14 protein-coding genes and 1 pseudogene are annotated in these 17,295 nt (G+C 39.7%); 11 read left to right on the top strand and 4 right to left on the bottom strand.

Going from position 1 to position 17,295, the window contains the following annotated elements; genetic code table 11:
* Positions 1 to 608 precede the first annotated feature (608 nt).
* The 6 genes and pseudogenes from ASJ81_RS00870 to ASJ81_RS00845 all read left to right on the top strand — a co-directional run bounded on the left by ASJ81_RS00870 (position 609) and on the right by ASJ81_RS00845 (position 6,775).
* Positions 609 to 2,903 (top strand): CDC48 family AAA ATPase, encoded by a 2,295-nt coding sequence (locus ASJ81_RS00870; protein ID WP_095642817.1) that lies wholly within the window; start codon positions 609 to 611, stop codon positions 2,901 to 2,903.
* A gap of 451 nt (positions 2,904 to 3,354) precedes the next feature.
* Positions 3,355 to 3,918 (top strand): CBS domain-containing protein, encoded by a 564-nt coding sequence (locus tag ASJ81_RS00865; protein ID WP_095642816.1) that lies wholly within the window; start codon positions 3,355 to 3,357, stop codon positions 3,916 to 3,918.
* Between the two features lie 420 nt (positions 3,919 to 4,338).
* Positions 4,339 to 4,542 (top strand): annotated as a pseudogene (locus tag ASJ81_RS00860) (aminotransferase); the annotation flags it as partial.
* A gap of 130 nt (positions 4,543 to 4,672) precedes the next feature.
* Positions 4,673 to 5,137 carry a riboflavin synthase gene (gene ribC / locus ASJ81_RS00855; RefSeq protein ID WP_048110518.1) on the top strand — a complete coding sequence of 155 codons (465 nt, stop codon included), beginning with the start codon at positions 4,673 to 4,675 and terminating at the stop codon, positions 5,135 to 5,137.
* Positions 5,138 to 5,176: 39 nt separating this feature from the next.
* On the top strand, positions 5,177 to 5,581 hold the full coding sequence (gene ribH / locus ASJ81_RS00850) for a 6,7-dimethyl-8-ribityllumazine synthase (protein ID WP_048108716.1): 405 nt from the start codon (positions 5,177 to 5,179) through the stop codon (positions 5,579 to 5,581).
* A gap of 51 nt (positions 5,582 to 5,632) precedes the next feature.
* A complete protein-coding gene (locus ASJ81_RS00845; protein WP_095642815.1) occupies positions 5,633 to 6,775 on the top strand; it encodes a pyridoxal phosphate-dependent aminotransferase in 1,143 nt (380 codons plus the stop codon).
* A gap of 92 nt (positions 6,776 to 6,867) precedes the next feature.
* Here the strand turns inward: ASJ81_RS00845 and ASJ81_RS00840 are convergent, their stop codons facing one another.
* Positions 6,868 to 7,311, bottom strand: coding sequence for an adenylyltransferase/cytidyltransferase family protein (locus ASJ81_RS00840; protein ID WP_095642814.1), 444 nt, complete (start codon positions 7,309 to 7,311; stop codon positions 6,868 to 6,870).
* A gap of 340 nt (positions 7,312 to 7,651) precedes the next feature.
* Between ASJ81_RS00840 and ASJ81_RS00835 the strand changes: the two genes are divergently transcribed.
* The 3 genes from ASJ81_RS00835 (at position 7,652) to ASJ81_RS00825 (ending at position 10,869) form a co-directional block, all read left to right on the top strand.
* Positions 7,652 to 9,154 carry an L-aspartate semialdehyde sulfurtransferase gene (locus tag ASJ81_RS00835; RefSeq protein ID WP_095642813.1) on the top strand — a complete coding sequence of 501 codons (1,503 nt, stop codon included), beginning with the start codon at positions 7,652 to 7,654 and terminating at the stop codon, positions 9,152 to 9,154.
* A gap of 2 nt (positions 9,155 to 9,156) precedes the next feature.
* Positions 9,157 to 9,543, top strand: coding sequence for a 4Fe-4S binding protein (locus tag ASJ81_RS00830; protein WP_095642812.1), 387 nt, complete (start codon positions 9,157 to 9,159; stop codon positions 9,541 to 9,543).
* 519 nt (positions 9,544 to 10,062) lie between these two features.
* Complete coding sequence (locus ASJ81_RS00825; protein ID WP_095642811.1) at positions 10,063 to 10,869, top strand: DUF166 domain-containing protein; 807 nt, start codon at positions 10,063 to 10,065, stop codon at positions 10,867 to 10,869.
* Positions 10,870 to 11,511: 642 nt separating this feature from the next.
* Here the strand turns inward: ASJ81_RS00825 and ASJ81_RS00820 are convergent.
* Positions 11,512 to 11,940, bottom strand: coding sequence for an Ig-like domain-containing protein (locus ASJ81_RS00820; RefSeq protein ID WP_245859654.1), 429 nt, complete (start codon positions 11,938 to 11,940; stop codon positions 11,512 to 11,514).
* 906 nt (positions 11,941 to 12,846) lie between these two features.
* On the opposite strand from ASJ81_RS00820, the gene ASJ81_RS00815 reads away from it, so the two are divergent.
* Positions 12,847 to 13,209 carry an Mth938-like domain-containing protein gene (locus ASJ81_RS00815; RefSeq protein ID WP_048108703.1) on the top strand — a complete coding sequence of 121 codons (363 nt, stop codon included), beginning with the start codon at positions 12,847 to 12,849 and terminating at the stop codon, positions 13,207 to 13,209.
* Positions 13,210 to 13,285: 76 nt separating this feature from the next.
* Here ASJ81_RS00815 and ASJ81_RS00810 read toward each other — a convergent pair whose 3' ends face one another.
* Positions 13,286 to 14,200, bottom strand: coding sequence for a mechanosensitive ion channel family protein (locus tag ASJ81_RS00810; protein ID WP_095642809.1), 915 nt, complete (start codon positions 14,198 to 14,200; stop codon positions 13,286 to 13,288).
* A gap of 471 nt (positions 14,201 to 14,671) precedes the next feature.
* On the opposite strand from ASJ81_RS00810, the gene ASJ81_RS00805 reads away from it, so the two are divergent.
* On the top strand, positions 14,672 to 15,979 hold the full coding sequence (locus ASJ81_RS00805; RefSeq protein ID WP_095642808.1) for a cell surface protein: 1,308 nt from the start codon (positions 14,672 to 14,674) through the stop codon (positions 15,977 to 15,979).
* Positions 15,980 to 16,245: 266 nt separating this feature from the next.
* Here ASJ81_RS00805 and ASJ81_RS00800 read toward each other — a convergent pair whose 3' ends face one another.
* Entirely contained in the window at positions 16,246 to 16,938 is a 693-nt protein-coding gene (locus ASJ81_RS00800; protein ID WP_095642807.1) for an AIM24 family protein, read from the bottom strand.
* Positions 16,939 to 17,295: the final 357 nt, after the last annotated feature.

Raw genomic sequence — 17,295 nt, 5'->3', positions numbered from 1 at the left:
CAAGTACGGTTCCTAGGGGAGAAAGGAGGAGTAATCCTCCCGACTTACCCGACATGTACACAAAAATGCCACTTATTATCTCAATACGGCAATAAGCTAAAAACTTAAAATCGGATTTGATGAGATAATATGGCAAATCGGCAAATAAATTCTACATCTGTGTACATCTGCGGAATGTAGGATTGAAATTTACTTTTTCTGTATCCATCCTTAAATTGCTCTTGTATAGAACTCAGTGCAAAGAGCAGTAGATGATAAAACGCCTGGAAAGTCATTCAGTACCAATATTACGAAATTATAATGCCAGATTGTATATATAAAATCAGGTTGGAAACATATATACTATGAAGATGAAGGTATTTTTTGGACTTTATACTAAAAATTGCATAGTTGTGGAGTACTCAAGCATCTGTTGACATATTAACAGTCATTTTTAAAGAATCTGATGTTGAAAGTGGGGAGATATTCAAGAAAAATCTAATTTATATAAACTTAAAAGACTTTCTGAGAATACAAAGAAGGCAAGTGAATGGGGTTTATAAGCCTGACTGCTATGTTTTCGTTTTTCAAGAGTTTCCGAACACTTTTACTGAGATGGGGGTATTGTTTTGACGGATACGGAAAAGACAACGATAAAATTGAAAGTTGCAGAATCCGATCAACGGGATGTTGGAAAAGGTATTGTCCGAATAGGCGAAAATTTCAGGGAAAAGCTGGATCTCAATCCCTTTGACGTTGTGGAAATAAGAGGGGGAAAATCGACTTCAGCCCTTATAGGACGCCCATACCCAAGTGATTCGGGACTTGAGATTATACGTATGGATGGACTTATCCGCACTAATGCAAAAACCAGTATCGGAGAACATGTAAATATTCGCAAAGCTGAGTGGAAAGAAGCAAAAAGTGTAACTCTTGCACCTGTAGCTAAGGGCATGCAGATCTATGCACCAAGTGAAACCCTTAAAGCCATATTCATGAACCGTACGGTTTCAAAGGGTGATTTTATTTCCACCACAAGTTTAAGGAAATTGAAGGAAACGGAGACTTTTGGCAAAGGAGTTATGTTCGAAGATTTCTTCCAGGACTTTTTCGGTGAGGGCTTCGTGCCATCTTTCGGGCTTGGAGAAATAAAATTGCAGGTAGTTTCTACTTTTCCATCTGGGATAGTAAAGATTACAGACTTAACTCAAGTTGAGCTTTTGCCTGAAGCAATCGAAGTAATTCCTGAACATAATATTTCTACTGTTATGTATGAAGATCTGGGTGGGCTGAAAGAAGCCATCGGGAAAGTCAGGGAAATGATAGAGTTGCCTTTGAAGCATCCTGAGCTTTTTGACAGGCTAGGAATCGATGCTCCAAAAGGGGTATTGCTCCATGGTCTGCCCGGAACGGGAAAAACAATGCTTGCAAAAGCAGTTGCCAATGAATCCGATGCCTACTTTATTTCTATCAATGGCCCTGAGATTATGTCAAAATATTACGGTGAATCCGAAAGGGCGATAAGGGAAATTTTCGAGAACGCAGAAAAGAATGCTCCTGCAATTATCTTCCTGGATGAGATTGACTCCATTGCCCCTAAAAGGGCTGAGGTAACCGGAGAGGTCGAAAGAAGAGTTGTAGCTCAACTTCTCTCCCTTATGGACGGACTTAAAGTTCGCAAGAATGTAATCGTTATAGGGTCAACTAATCGTCCTGAAGCCCTGGATATAGCGCTCCGCCGCCCTGGCAGGTTTGACCGAGAAATTGAACTTAGAGTCCCTGACACTGATGGAAGGTTAGAAATTTTCCAGATCCATACCAGGGGAATGCCTTTTGCCGAAGACGTAAATCTCATGGATTTTGCTCAAATAACGTATGGGTTCGTGGGAGCTGATATTGCTGCTCTGTGCAGGGAGGCAGCTATGAGTGCACTACGGTGGGTTCTGCCTAAAATCGATCTCAATAAACCTGAAATTCCGGTTGAAATTCTGGATTCTCTTCAGGTAACAAGAGAAGATTTTGAAAATGCTCTCAAAGATGTCCAGCCTTCAGCAATAAGGGAAATCCTGATTGAAGTGCCAGCTGTGAGCTGGGACGACATCGGTGGCCTGGAAGAATTAAAAAAGCTTCTGAAAGAGGTAGTAGAATGGCCTCTTAAGAGTCCGGAATCTTACAGGGATATTGGGGTTGAGGCTCCCAAAGGAGTCCTTCTATACGGCCCTCCGGGTACGGGAAAGACTCTGCTTGCAAAAGCAATAGCCCACGAATCTGATGCTAATTTTATTGCAGCCAAGGGGAGTGATCTGCTTTCCAAATGGTACGGAGAATCCGAAAAAAAGATTTCTGAGGTCTTTACACGGGCAAGGCAGGTAGCTCCTTCAATTATTTTTCTTGACGAACTTGATTCGCTTGCGCCCGTTCGTGGAGCCTATGCAGGTGAGCCACAGGTTACGGCAAGAATCCTTAATCAGCTTCTCTCTGAAATGGACGGGCTAGAAGAGCTTAGGGCTGTAGTAGTAATTGGCGCAACAAATCGTCCTGACGTCATTGACCCTGCACTTATTCGACCAGGACGCTTTGATGAACTGATCCTTGTTCCGGTTCCTGATGAGGGAGCTCGCATGGAGATCTTTAAGGTCCACACTGAAAAAATGACACTTTCTGAGGATGTTGATCTCGAAAAGCTTGTTTCTATGACCAATCAGTATACAGGTGCAGATATTGCAGCCGTGTGTAAAAAGGCAGGAAGGCTTGCTTTACGTGAAGACCTTCACGCAAAAAGTGTAAAACAGAAACACTTCCTTAAAGCAGTAACAGAAACCGGCCCTTCAGTGACATCGGACACGATGAAATATTACGAAGCTATAAAAGGTGAACTCCTAACAAGGAAATCTAAGGAGATTGAGAATCTCTCTTACATTTGAGTAAAAACACTAAGAATGCAGTTTTACCTTATTTTCATTTTTCCTGTTCTTTTACCAACTTCTGATTTTCTTTTTATTTGCCAACTTCTAATTTTCTTTTTATTTGCCAACTTCTGATTTTCTTTTTATTTGCCAACTTCTGATTTCCCATCAATTTAAAAATTTTTTACCCTGTATATTTATTAACTCTTATTTTCCTGTTGATTTGTAGAATCACTATTTTACTAACTTTTACTAACTTCTTTTTTCCGACATACGAATAATTTTTTAGTCAATGTGTCTGTGTTAACTGATCTTTAAAATCAAGTATTTTTTAATTTCTCCTTTTTACCCAGTTATGTAACGGGCTTTTTTGAGAATAATTCTCTCAGTTTAATATTGTCTATATTTAAACTTCACAAATTATGTTAACCAATGATATTATATATAATAATTACTATCAGTAATATACATGCAGCTTCCAACACCCGAAGATCTTAAAAAAAGAAGAAATGAACTCGGGCTTACCCAGAGCGATCTGGCTAAAAGGGCAGGAGTAAGTCAGCCCCTTATAGCTCGTATAGAATCGGGAGATGTAGATCCCAGGCTTTCAACTGTCAGGAAAATCCTTGACGCTTTTGAGGAAGTTGAGAAGGAACAGCAGATTATTATAATAGATCTGATGCATTCCCCTGTAATTCATGTTTCTCCAGGCGATTCTGTGGAAGAAGTAGTAAACTTGATGCAGAAGCATGGTTTCTCACAGGTTCCTGTACTTGATAAGGGCATTCCGGTTGGAAGCGTTTCCGAAGACATGATAGTGAAATTGATGGCCGAAAATAAGAAAAAATCAATTTCCCAGTTGAAAGTTTCTGAGATAATGGGAGAGGCTTTCCCAACAGTGTCTCCAGGCATTTCTATCTCAGTCGTGTCGCATATGCTGGAAGGAAATCCTGCCGTACTGGTAGTAGAAAAAGGAGCAGTTATCGGCGTCGTGACAAAACATGATGTAATGACGCTTCTACAGGGCCAATAACCGAAATCCATTCTCTTTGTTGGACGGTATACCGAATAGAGCATGAAAAGCACATCAATTATATACTAGAATTCAATTAAACCTGATCTCTAAATCGGACTAATGTTTAACCATGCAACGTAAATTAACTAATAAGTCCTATGGCAAACTCCCTGAATAATGTACTGCCGGGCTTTCGAACATGCCATATCACAATGATATTACTCTGAATTATTTCAGATGTGCAGTACTTTCATACTGCAGAATTAGTGCAAAACACTAAACAGAAGCACAAAAATCTAAATAAATAAAAATGGAAGTACTAAAATCACTTTACAGATAGAATATAAAAATAAATTAAATTTAAAATAAATTAATTAAATCAAAAAAAAATAAAATTGAATTATATGTCAAACTTTAAAAATGTGGAGTATAAGACATATGGATCTGGAAGATACCCTTCTCATGATGCCTGGTCCCGTAACTGTTACACCCAGAGTCCTTAGAGCCATGTCAAAACCGATGATCAACCACCGAAGTGCGGAATTTGCCGGAATCTATACTGATTGCAGGGAAATTCTTTCCAGCGTTTTCCAGACAAAGAATGATATTTTCGTGCTAAGTGGTTCGGGAACTGCAGGTATATAAGCTGCAACCAGTGTCCTTGATAGAACCTGAAAAAGATAAAGTTATAGACTTAGAGACAGGTAGAACAATGTCTACCGGATCTTTTCAAGAAAGCCCTGAAAAGATTTTAACTGAAATTCTGATTTACATGCCCACAATAGGAATTGCAGATACCACGTTCGCACGTTATGATATGGGGCGTGCGGCAATTGACGAGATACAAAAAAATGTATCTGTAAAAATCAAAAGAGTAACCGTACCAGGGATAAAGGACCTTCCTGTCGCAGCTAAAAAACTTATTGAAGAAGAAGGGTGCGATATCGTTATGGCTCTTGGCATGCCCGGAGCTAAGGAACAGGACAAAATCTGTGCTCATGAAGCTTCTCAAGGCATTATTATGGCACAGCTCATGACCAATACTCATATTATCGAAGTCTTTGTCCATGAAAATGAAGGAAAGGATGAGAAAGAACTTGCTTTCCTTATGGACAGAAGGACCCGGGAGCATGCTTTAAACGTAATAAAGTTGCTCTTCAAGCCTGAAAAACTAATTCGAGAAGCCGGTACCGGTCAAAGGCAAGGCTTTGAGGATGCAGGCTCATTAAGATCGTGAATTAATTTATGTAAAAAACAAGACTGGAGACCTTATCAGATGACTATCAGCCTAGGATTTGTTGTAGCTGAATTTAACAGGGATCTGACCTATCAGATGGAACTGCTTGGAAGAGAACACGCGGAATTCCTGGGGGCAACAGTTAAAGAGACAATTCTTGTCCCAGGTGTCTTTGATATGCCCCTTGCGATTAAGAAGCTTTGCCAGAGGGATGACATCGATGCCGTGGTTACTATAGGATCTGTAATCGAAGGTGAGACTGACCATGACCAGGTAGTTATGCAACATGCTGCAAGGAAGATCATGGATCTTTCTCTTGAGTTCAATAAGCCTGTAACTCTCGGAATTCCTGGCCCAGGTATGACTCGCATGGCTGCTCATGAACGTGTGGACTATGCAAAGCGAGCCGTTGAAGCCGCAGTAAAATTGGTACGGCGGCTGTGAATTTTATAATATCTGAATAAACTAGCGAATTTATAAACCAGGACCATCCCTATGTCATCCGCAAGGCTCAAGCGTGTAGAAGAATCCGCAACGATAAGGATCTCTAATATTGCGACCAGAATGATTAAAGAGGGTACAGACGTAATCAATTTCAGCCTTGGTGAACCTGATTTCAATACCCCTAAGAATATCTGCGATGCTGCGGCAAAGGCTATGTATGAGGGAAAAACTCACTATGCTCCTTCTGGAGGTATCCCTGAACTAAGGGCAGCCATTGCCGAAAAATTGAGGACGGAAAACAACCTCGATGTAACTGAGACAGGTGTTCTTGTCACCCCAGGAGCAAAACAGGGAATTTTTGAGGTAATGATGGGCGTTCTCGATGATGAGGACCAGGCTCTCCTGTTTAACCCTGCATGGGTAACTTATGATGCATGTATACATTTTGCAGGCGCGGAAACCGTCTGGGTTCCGACAGTTCCTGAGAAAGGTTTTATTCCTGACAATTTTGAAGAGTACATCACTGATAAAACCAAGCTCATTGTTGTAAACAGTCCGGGAAATCCGACAGGTGGAGTATTCGGGAAAAAGACTTTACAATGTATCGCGGATCTTGCAATTGACCATGACCTCATAGTGGTCTCAGATGAGATTTATGAGAAAATTATCTATGACAGGGAGCATATCAGCATTGGCAGCTTTGATGGGATGCAGGAGAGAACTGTCACAGTAAACGGTTTTTCCAAGGCATATGCCATGACGGGCTGGAGACTCGGCTACCTGACTGCTCCTCCTGAGATTCTCAAACTTCTACTTAAAATTCAGTCTCATTCCGTAAGCAGTGCGACTACATTTGTTCAGTATGGTGGACTTGAAGCCCTTCAGGGCCCTCAGGACAGCGTTAAAGCAATGGTTGACCGTTTCAAAGTGCGCCGTGATGTCCTTATTGACGGCCTGAACAAAATGGGGCTTGAATGTAAAAAGCCCGATGGAGCTTTCTATGCTTTTGCTAATGTCAGTGAGTATGGAAACGGGACTCAGGTGGCAGAACAACTGCTGAAAGAAGCTCAGGTGGCAGTTACGCCTGGAATTGCTTTTGGTTCGTCTGGCGAGGATTTTATCAGGATTTCCTATGCAACATCTATTGACCGAATCAGGGAAGCTCTTGAGAGACTTGAAAAAGTATTTTCCTGAAATAAATCCAATAAATTATCTTTCTGAAAAGAGGTATGAATAAAGAATAACAGGTATCAATCGAATATGAAATGGTAGGGGCAGATTTACATTTACCCATACCGTTTAAGTACCTCTTTTATGATTGCACCTGTGCTGCAAAGTGGGCATTCTTTCGAAAGTGGAACTCTTACCACATTTGCAGGAAGCCCTCTTTTGTCAAGTTCTTTTTCCAGAATTTCGGCGTCAAAACGCTGGTCGTAACCCAGGGCAATTATATCTGGCCTGATTTGCTTCAGAGGTTCAAACATATCTTTTTCGCTACCAAGAAGCGCCTTATCGACTATCCCGAGTGCACTTACCATCTCCAGCCGTTGCTCCTCGGGCACAACTGGTTTTGGCTTGTGAGTTACATTTGAATCTCTCGCAACAATAACGAAAAGTTCATCTCCCAGAGCTCTGGCCTGGGTCAGAAAATAAATATGTCCGGGGTGGAGAAGGTCAAAAGTCCCGGTAGCAAGTATACGTGTCAACAGATCACCTGGCCTCGGGTATATCCTGTAAGCATAAGAAACTTACTGAAATTAACTTGCCTGGAACCTGAGAAGAACTCGAATTGTTCAAACTGTATACTGCATGAACTGTTATAATCTATTATAGTTCGACTCAGTATTAAAAGAGTTTTCCAATTATCGCAAGTAATATATATAGCCCATAATTATGAATATTATTTATTGGACTAAGGGCATAAACCTGATAATCTGAAAACAAATCAAGTTCAAGCATATCTTTTTGCGTCTTCGGACAGGACTATTACCGTTAACATTATCACAAGTAATATATAATTATAATAAATATTACAATCTATATAATTCTGCAAAAAGAGGAGACCCCTTAATGGTTAAAAAATCGGTTCATGAGATTAATAGAAAAATTGAAGATGGAAGCGTCAATGTAGTGACAGCCGAAGAAATGGTCACAATTGTTGAGGAACTTGGCGTGGAAGAAGCTGCTAAAGAAGTAGATGTAGTTACTACAGGCACATTCGGAGCTATGTGTTCATCCGGCTTAATGCTTAACCTGGGGCATTCCGAGCCTCCCATAAAAATCCAAAAGATCTGGTTCAACAATGTAGAAGCATATAGCGGATTGGCAGCCGTAGACGCTTATCTGGGGGCTGCCCAGATTTCAGATACACGGGGAATCCAGTATGGTGGAGCTCATGTTATTGAAGACCTCTTGAGAGGCAAAGAAATCGATGTTCATGCCACTTCGTATGGGACAGACTGTTATCCGAGGAAAGTACTTGATACGATAATTACTCTTGAAGACCTTAATGAAGCTATTCTTCTTAACCCTAGAAACGCTTACCAGAAATATGCAGCAGCAACTAATAGTTCCAAAAGGATCCTGAACACTTATATGGGTGAACTTTTGCCTAGTTTTGGAAATGTGACTTATTCCGGGGCAGGTGTACTCTCTCCTCTCTCAAACGACCCGAATTATGAAACTGTAGGCACGGGAACAAGGATTTTTATGGGAGGAGCCCAGGGTTATGTTATAGGAAACGGAACTCAGCATTCTCCGTCCTCCGGTTTTGGAACTCTCATGCTTAAAGGTAACCTGAAGGAGATGAACCCTGACTACTTGAGAGCTGCTTCCTTTACCGGATACGGAGCTACTCTTTACATGGGAATCGGAATCCCCATCCCTATCCTTAACGAAAAACTTGCTGCCGCAACTGCAGTCCGTGATGAGGATATTGTAACCACGATTCAGGATTATGCTGTGGGAAGCCGGGACAAGCCGGTTATTAGAAAGGTAAATTATGCTGAACTGAGATCAGGCTCGGTACAGATTAACGGAAAAGATGTGCCCACTTCTTCCCTCTCAAGTTTCAAGAACGCGAGAACGATTGCAAATGAATTAAAGGAATGGGTTAAGGATGGAAAATTCTTTGTCAGCATGCCTGTGGAAAGACTGTGTGCTGAGGGGTTTGCCAAACCTATGAAAGAGACCCAGGCCGTACCTCTGGTAAAAGATGTGATGTCAAGTTTTATTGTGACAATCAAAAGAGATCAAACTGTCCAGGACGCTGCAAAGAAGATCTGGGAAAATTCTTTCAACCATCTGGCTGTGACTTCGGACACTGGCGAACTGGTTGGGATCCTGACCGCCTGGGATATCTCGAAAGCCGTTGCAGAAAACTGCTTTGATTCGGTAGAGAGCGTTATGACGAAAAAGGTGCTTACATGTGCTCCGAACGAGCCCGTGGACCTTGCAGCAAGGCGGCTGGATCGTTACGGTGTATCTGCAATGCCGGTGATCGACGCCCATAGGCAGGTTCTCGGAATAATAACAAGTGACAATATCAGCAAACTTCTTGCAAGGAGGTACTGAACGTGAAAATCAAGATTACCATTCCTACCGACAGAATCCATAACCCTATCATTTCCGAGTCCATAGTCGAAACCGGAATCCTGATTAATATAATGGTTGCAAATATTGACTCGACTTACGGCGAACTGATAGCGGATGTGAATGATCTCAAATTCGATAAAATCAAAAATGCTCTGGAATCAAGAGGAGCTATAGTTTCCATTCTAGATCAGCCTATTCACAGGGATGAGGAAGAATGTATCAATTGTGGAGCCTGTATTTCAGTCTGCCCTATGAATGTGTATTCTTTTGATAACTCCTGGAGTGTCCTGGTAGATGAAAAGAAATGCATACAGTGTGGTGTGTGCATCAAGATGTGTCCGCATGGGGCTTTGAAATTGGGAGAGTGAAGAAAGGGTAGACCGAATTACAACTATTTCCTTGACAATAATCTGTTTATTTCTCCTTCCCTTTTTTAGTTCCCTTTTTTCCTTACTTCTTTTCCTCTTTTCTTTTTCTTTCCCTCTTTTCTTTTTTCCTGGTTTTTTCCATCTTTTTTCTTCTCTTCTTTTCCTCAATTTTTACTTTATTTTTAGTTTTTTTATTTTCTTATCTTCAGTGCTTTTCGTTCCACTTAACTGTATATCCAGGTTTAGATGTGGATACTGATTTCTACTTTGAAACTCCCGTTATTTATACATTGAAACAAATAATTACAATGTATCTTATAGAAAACCGGATAGACATTAAATGAGAAGGTATCAGAACTGAACATTAGCAGTTTCTCAAACACTTTCTCAAAGGTCTCTTCGCTAATTTCCTTTCCCTCTTTTTTATATTTTTGGGGAAAAGTAATTCTAACTTCTATCTACAACGAAAGAGAAAGATGATGACAACAATCCTTACAGTCATTAAATATGGGGTATGTTATGAAGATCCTTGTACTCTACTCAGGCGAACTTGGTAAAAAAGTTATCCAGAACCTGATTAATCCTGGAAATTTCTGCGTATCCTGCGGAGAACTCTGCAACCATTGCAGGCAGGCCAGAAAGTCATATGCGAACCTGATTGTAGGAATTCATGAATTTCCTCAAGACCTGCCCTCGTTTATAGAAGAGCCCGAGCAATACATGCCTCCAAAACTTCCGGAATGCGACCTTATACTTGCTATTGGCATCCACCCAGACCTTCTTATAGCCCTTCCGGACGTTGTGAAGAAAACGAAGGCAAAAGCCGTAATCGCACCTGCTGAAGACTCTAAGAAAACTCCTGCAGGGATACTTGAACAGCTTAAAAAAGAGCTTGAAGCTATTGGAGTTGAGTTTGAAGGTCCAAAGCCTTTTTGTGCTCTTGAAAAAACCGGAAAGCCTGTTATAGATGCATTTGTTGACCTTGGTTTCGGAAAGCCTGTGCTCAGAATTGAAATGAGCCCTGATGGAAAGATGTTTACTGGTGCAGGTGTTCTCAGGGACGCCCCATGCGGCTCTACCTGGTTTGTGGCAAAAAAGCTCGGCTGGACTGACACTGCCGAATATAAGGAAACCATCTCAGGTGCTCATCACTCCTATCCCTGTACTGCCAGCATGGACAAAGACCCTCAACTCGGGGACACTATCCTTCACAAGGCCGGGTATATTATCAGGGAAGCTGTTGAAGATGGAATGGAATGTGCAAAAAAGGAAAAAGCCCGATTGTCTGCAGTGTGCGGGGATGACATCTCAAGTTCTAGCTTCTGAAAGTGGCTACCCTGAGAAATTTTCCAAAAATATTTCTCAAAAATGTCCTGACTAAAAAACCGAAGTCCCTTATCCTGAATCCGATAGAAATTTTATAAACGTGAACTATCGTTTTTCAGCTAATTGAGTTAGAAACCTAATAGAAACCTAATAGAAACCTAATAGAAACCTAATAGAAACCTAATAGAAACCTAATAGAAACCCATTGGTCATCGGTTAAGGAAAAATCGTTATCAATTGCATTGATTTTCATAAAATTTGTTAAATTATTCATCAAATGCAAAACTGGAATCTGATATCGATTTCAATTTAAACACTAAACATTTGGGTTTGAGTTTTTCCGTCGAAATCGAGATCAGCAGCTCAAAATCCTTAACCGAATACAAATGAATAGAAACCTAATAGAAACCTAATAGAAACCTAATAGAAACCGAATACTAACAATCTCAGAAAGCAAGCTTTTAGAAAAAAAACTTTAGAATCGAAATGCAGTTAATTTTGATGGTCTGAGATGTTCCATAATTATTAAGCTAAAAGCATTAAAGGATTGGGATTAAATCCCCAAAATTAACACTTTCTTTTCCCTTTAATGCGTTTAGTTACAATAAATGCACCTGTTGGAGCAGGTACCTGAAGAGTACTTTAGCAGGTGGGACATTTGAGTTTCAGTGTAACAGTTGCACAATCGGTTTTTCCGTCCTTGCCTTTTATACAATATTTGAAGCTGTCAGTGCAAGTACAACATGTTTTAGAACAACATTTAGATGATGCTTTGTAGCAGAATGCGCCGTTACTCTTCACAGTCACTGTACCGCCCAGTTTGGTCTTGATAGTTCCTGTGTTTGTAACTTTAAGGTTGCATCCCTGGTCATTCTTCAGTACAGTATCATAGTTAAAGCAATAAGCAGTGTTTGGACATTTTTTAAGTTGAAACGAATACGTGTCGTTTATTGCATTTGTTGTTTTACAGTTGTTCGTTGTTTTACAGTTGTTACTACATGCGGCTCCTGTCATTGACAGGACAAAAAAGACTAATGTGAAAATACAGATTGCTTTGAACATATTTCGCATTATTTTTCCTCCGTGTTTTTACCTATTACATTTTATTTTCGGGGGGGTCTCATTTTATCTGAGCACACCCATAATCGAAACTCACTAGAAAATATTAAAATATAAACATACTTATTTTTTTAACTGTAAATAAAAATAGAAAAAAAAATTAAAACTTGATAAAGCTTTATTTTAAAAATACAAAAACCATAAAACTTTTAATAACTATAACTGGATTTGATATTGACAAGAATTAATATGTAAGACGTTTGTCAAGTCCATATCTTATAATGCCTTATATTAAATTCCTATGCAAAAAAATATTAACACCTAGAAGTTTCTTTATGTAAACTCGGGATATTAGAGTCTCTTATACTTCTATGGTAGCAAATTATTTTCATTTATTTAAAAGAGGGCCTATTATTCGTGCGTGAAGTTGCGTTTTCCTTTCCGGAATTTTCTCCAATTCCAAAACTCCTCACTTATTCGCCCTTACGAGATTTTACACTTATTTACCTCAAGGTGATGCTTATAGGGTTACATTTCGTTATCTGCTCACTCGTTTATCTGCTTGCCCTGTGAAGTGAAAAATCAATAAAATAAAACTTTATTGCTTAAAGCATAAACTTTAACTGTTTAGGGCATAAATTTTAACTGCTTAAAGCATAAACTTTCACTGCTTAAGGTATTATTTGATTATAATGTCTATTGTAGTTGATTTTACTTCCTGAACGCGTAAAGTCCTCTTAAGTCTCTTATTTTCACCAGGTTGACATGCAGGAGTAGAAAATTGTATGAGTATTTACGTTCAGATATGCCTGTAGCTTGAAAAATAATGTACTCAGGGCCTATCCATTAATATATGAGGTATATGCAACAATTATAAAATAGAAAATCTTGTTTTTAGTTTCAATTAAGAGGTGAACTATGAAGCCAAAGATAGATTCTACGAGTTTTGGTTCGATTACTGTAAACGGAGAGACTTTTAAATATGATATACTTATTCGCCTCAATGGACAGGTAGAAAAAAGAGAGAAAGGACTGTCAAAGGAGCTCTACGGAACTTCCCACAAAATCTCGCTTGATGAAGCAAAGCACATTTATGAGGAAGGGACAGAAAAAATCATTATTGGAACCGGGCAGACAGGATTTGTTAAATTGTCTGAGGAAGCTGAAGATTTCTTTACGAGCAAAAAATGTGGAATAGAACTTTTTCCGACACCCTGGGCAATTGAAAGATGGAATGAACTTGAAGGCAGGATCACTGCCATGTTCCATATAACATGTTAAGTCATATAACTTGTCAGATGTAAACAGATATATGGAGGCCAGGAAAGTATAGATATTTTTAAAAGATTGGTTCCGATTAATATAGTCCTTCCACATTGAGCCCCTCTTCAAGTACAATTTTTTCTTCCTGCACCTTCATATCCTGTTCTGTTGTGTATTTTCTACCTTCTTTTGGTTTGATTTCTTTTATATTTATGTCCATCTGGGGGAATGGAATTTCAATTCCTTCTTTCGTATAAGCGTCAACTATTCCTGTAACAAGGTCATTCTTTACGGTTCCCATTTCTTCTGTTTTTGCCCAGGCCCTGAGCTGCAAATTTATCGAGGAGTTGGCAAGTTCAGTGGTTACGACTGCAGGCTCGGGTTCCTTAAGGACAAGAGGGTGCGTTTTCATTAGATTGAGTGCTATTCCTGTAGCCTTTTCGAGGCTTGAGGAGTAACTTATTCCTATATCAACCGAAACTCTTCTTGTAGGCATCCGTGTCATATTAACAATAGAACTTCCCCAGACAAGCTTGTTCGGAACTGTTATGAGCTGGTTGTCAAGTGTCAGGAGTTCGGTTGACATAATCCCTACGGATTTCACTTTTCCGGTCTGTCCGTTTACGGTTACAGTTTCTCCCATGTCAATAGGCCTGATTGCGGCAACACATACTCCGGCAGTCAAGTTTGTGAAGGTATCCTGCAGGCCAAGTCCGAGAACAATGCCTATTGCTGCAGAAACTCCTAATACATAACTATCCACATCAAAATTCAGACTCTTCAGGAAAATAAGAATAATAATTAAATAAAGGAGGATACTTAAAAAATGGGTAAGAAATTGAACAGTGAGATCCGGAATCCTTGTTTTCTGTAATCCTCTTCTGAAAACATGAATAGCATACTTTGATAAAATGAACCCCATAACGAGCACTATTAATGCAAAAATCAGCCTGGATACCGTTATCTCGGTATATGGAATTACCTGCTTCATTATTGTTTCAAAGCTCATTTTTACCTTCCTTATTTTTACCTTCCTTATTTTTACCTTCCTTATTTTTACCTTCCTTCTTATCTTTGTGGAGAAGCTCAAAAGCAACTCTCATGTAACTTCTCCAGTATAACTTATTAACAGTATTACTTATTAAAAATAGAACTTATAAAGAATAGAACTTATGAAGAATAGGTCTTATGAGAATAGGATTTATAAAGAATAGAACCTATGAAAAGTAGGACTTATTAAAAGTAGATTTATAAAGAGTAGACTTCTAAAATAGAGTGCAGGATTATACTTATTATTTGGCTATCAATATAAAAAGCATTTAATTTCTTTATACATCTGTAGACTCTATCTTTCTTTTATTCTGTCTTTTTAATCCCGGAAAGTCTTTTACAGAATAAATACTTAACATCACAAGTTTCAAAAGTATACAGAATTAATGAAATAAGTTAAATTTTTTATCAAATTCAGGGAAGGTCAAGGTTGAAGTGGATTAAGAAACTGTTCGGAAAAAAAGAAGATTCCAGTGAGGAAAGAGGTCTCAAAGAAATCAATTTTGAAGGCCTTCCCTCATGGCTGGATGCCGTGTCTCAAAAAATATCTTCCCGAGTAGAAAAGGACGTATCTGGCCTTGTAAAAGAACTTGAAGTTTCACTTTTGGCACTCAAGGAAAGTAACTCCAGGCTTGCTGAGGCTAAAGTTGAGGGAGACTTTGATGTCAGGGCTGTAAAGCGAGCGAAGAGTAACAGAGAAAATGTGACAAAACAGGTCGCAACATTGACAGATAAAATCAGGGTGCAGGATAGCAGGGACTTTAGGGTTCTTGAAAGCTTCTATGGAGCATCTACACAGAGCCTTAATGCCTGTCTGGAGCATATGAACCAGAGTTTCAGGTATACCAGAGGTGTTTTTCCGGAAGAATCAAAAGAAGTTAGCGAAAGTCTTGCCAGCCTGGGTAAAGTTTTTAACGAGCTTGGAGAGGTAATTCGGGTAAATAAGAAAGAAATGGATGCCATAGAAGCAGCTCACTCAAGTATGAATAAAGTACAGGGACTTTCTGCCTCAATAACTGCCAAAGAAATGGAACTTGAATCCAGAAATCGGAGAGTTCAGGCTTTGAAGGTTGAAACTTCCGAAGCTAGCCAGGCTCTTGAGGATTTCAGAAAAGGCCCAGTCTGGCAGAGTTTACAGAACCTTCAGACAGAACTTAACGCATCCAGGGAAAAACTCAGGAAAGCCGAGACAGGTTTGAGTTCTCTTGTGCTCCCACTTTCGGGTCATCTCTCAAGAATTAAGAAACTTCACGAAAGCAGCAGGTATACCTTAAAGCCGGAAGTAAAGAAACAGCTTGATATTTGTCTTGAAGCTCCTGTGCGTGTAAATCCTTCTTTTTTCTCGGAACTTCAAATAATATTCGAAGATAATGCCCTGGATATGCAGACCCAGAAAAAAGAAAAAGCTCTATTACAGGTTAAATCTGCAATCTCAAACTTTCCAGAGCGAAAAAAAGAATATCTAGAAGCCCTGAAGGAGTTTGAAGCAAAGAAATCTGAACTCGAAAGCTCGAATACCGGAAAACTGGTTGAACTCGAACATAAGGAATCTGAACTTTTGAGCAGGGTTCGCTCTCTTGAGGAAGATATTGATGACTCTGAAAAGAAGCTGACCTCTTTAAGGGAAGAACTGGAGCACCAAAAGAAAAAACTTCTTTCCAATCTCAGTTTAATCGATAGTGATTTGCGTGTAAACTTCCCAGGTCCTGTCTCGGGAGGACAGCATGAGTTCAGTTAAAGCAAAGTTGTAGCTCCCGAGTTCCTTCTCGGGAGAACGGGTCCGTTTCGCTCACTTCGTTCGCTCAAGCGGATTAATTTATGAACAAAGAAGTTTCTTCCCGAGTTCCTTCTCGGGAGCTTTTCGCTCACTTCTTTCGCTCAAAAGGGCTGAATTAGAGGTAGAAAAGCAGTTATTTCTCAACCTGCTGAATGAGGCTGATTTACCTGCAAACCTTTTAAAAAGGCTTGAGCGAAAACCCCAGTATACGTCCAAAACTGCATTTTTCAGGTCTGCATCTGGAAATAAACTTCCTCATAAGGCTGAACCACTACAAATCCTTCTCCCTTGAAAGCCATCTGGAATGATTCTCCACTGCTTCTTCCAACCAGGGTTTTCAGGGAAATGTCAGTTTTTATCTCAGGTTCCAGGTTTCCTGACCAGGCAACTGTAGCATTGGGGTCAGTAAAGACCGGATGACTTGGGCTTACCCGAAGAGTTAGGGGGTCCTGGTGAGTTGTAATGGCAACCATACCGGTTCCTTCAAGTTTAATGTTAAAAAGCCCTCCTGCCATCATTCCTGAAACACTTTTCATCATTTTTATATTCCAGTTTAGAGAGGTCTCAAAGGCAAGTAGATCGTTACCGTTTACAAAAAGGGAATCGTTATCAAGTTTCAGGACTGATACTTTCTTTCCTTCATCTGCGAGATAGAGCTTTCCTTTGCCCTCGGCTTTTGTAAGGCTAGCTCCCTCACCTGTAAGTGCCTTCTTCACAAAAGTACTTATTCCGTGTTCGAAAACTCCTTCCCTCGTAAAAACTATATCGCCTGTGTATGCGACCATTGACCCTCTTTTTGTCCAGACCATTCCTTCAAGGTTAACCTCAAGAAGGCGTTCACGTTCCAGCTCAAAAATTCCCTGATTCAGATCCTTTTCTTCTGTGCTTTGAATGAAATCCTCTATTGAATAGCGTCCCAAGCTCTCATCTCTTTTTTATATTATATTTTCTTAACTGTTTAATAATTCAATTGTCTATACAGTTATAAAACATTTCTCTCCAATTGCATTATCAAGTTGAAAAAAGAATTTTTCCAGGCTGGTTAGAAAGTTCGAACACTGGGAAAACTGGCTGAACTCAAACATAAGAAAGCTGAACTTCTGGGCAAAATTCACTCGTTTGGAGAGAGTATTGAGGATTCCAAAAAGAAGCTGGCCGCTTTAAGGGAAGAACTTGAACGCCAAAAGGAAAACTTATTACCTGTGTTAGTTTAATCGATATTCATTGGTCATCGGTTCAGGCTTCACTTCCTTCTCCTGTTATTCTATTTTGATCCA

The sequence above is a fragment of the Methanosarcina spelaei genome (assembly GCF_002287235.1).
Taxonomy (GTDB): Archaea; Halobacteriota; Methanosarcinia; order Methanosarcinales; family Methanosarcinaceae; genus Methanosarcina; species Methanosarcina spelaei.
The sequence above is the reverse complement of the archived record's forward strand: the minus strand, read 5'-3'. Positions and strand labels throughout refer to the sequence as shown.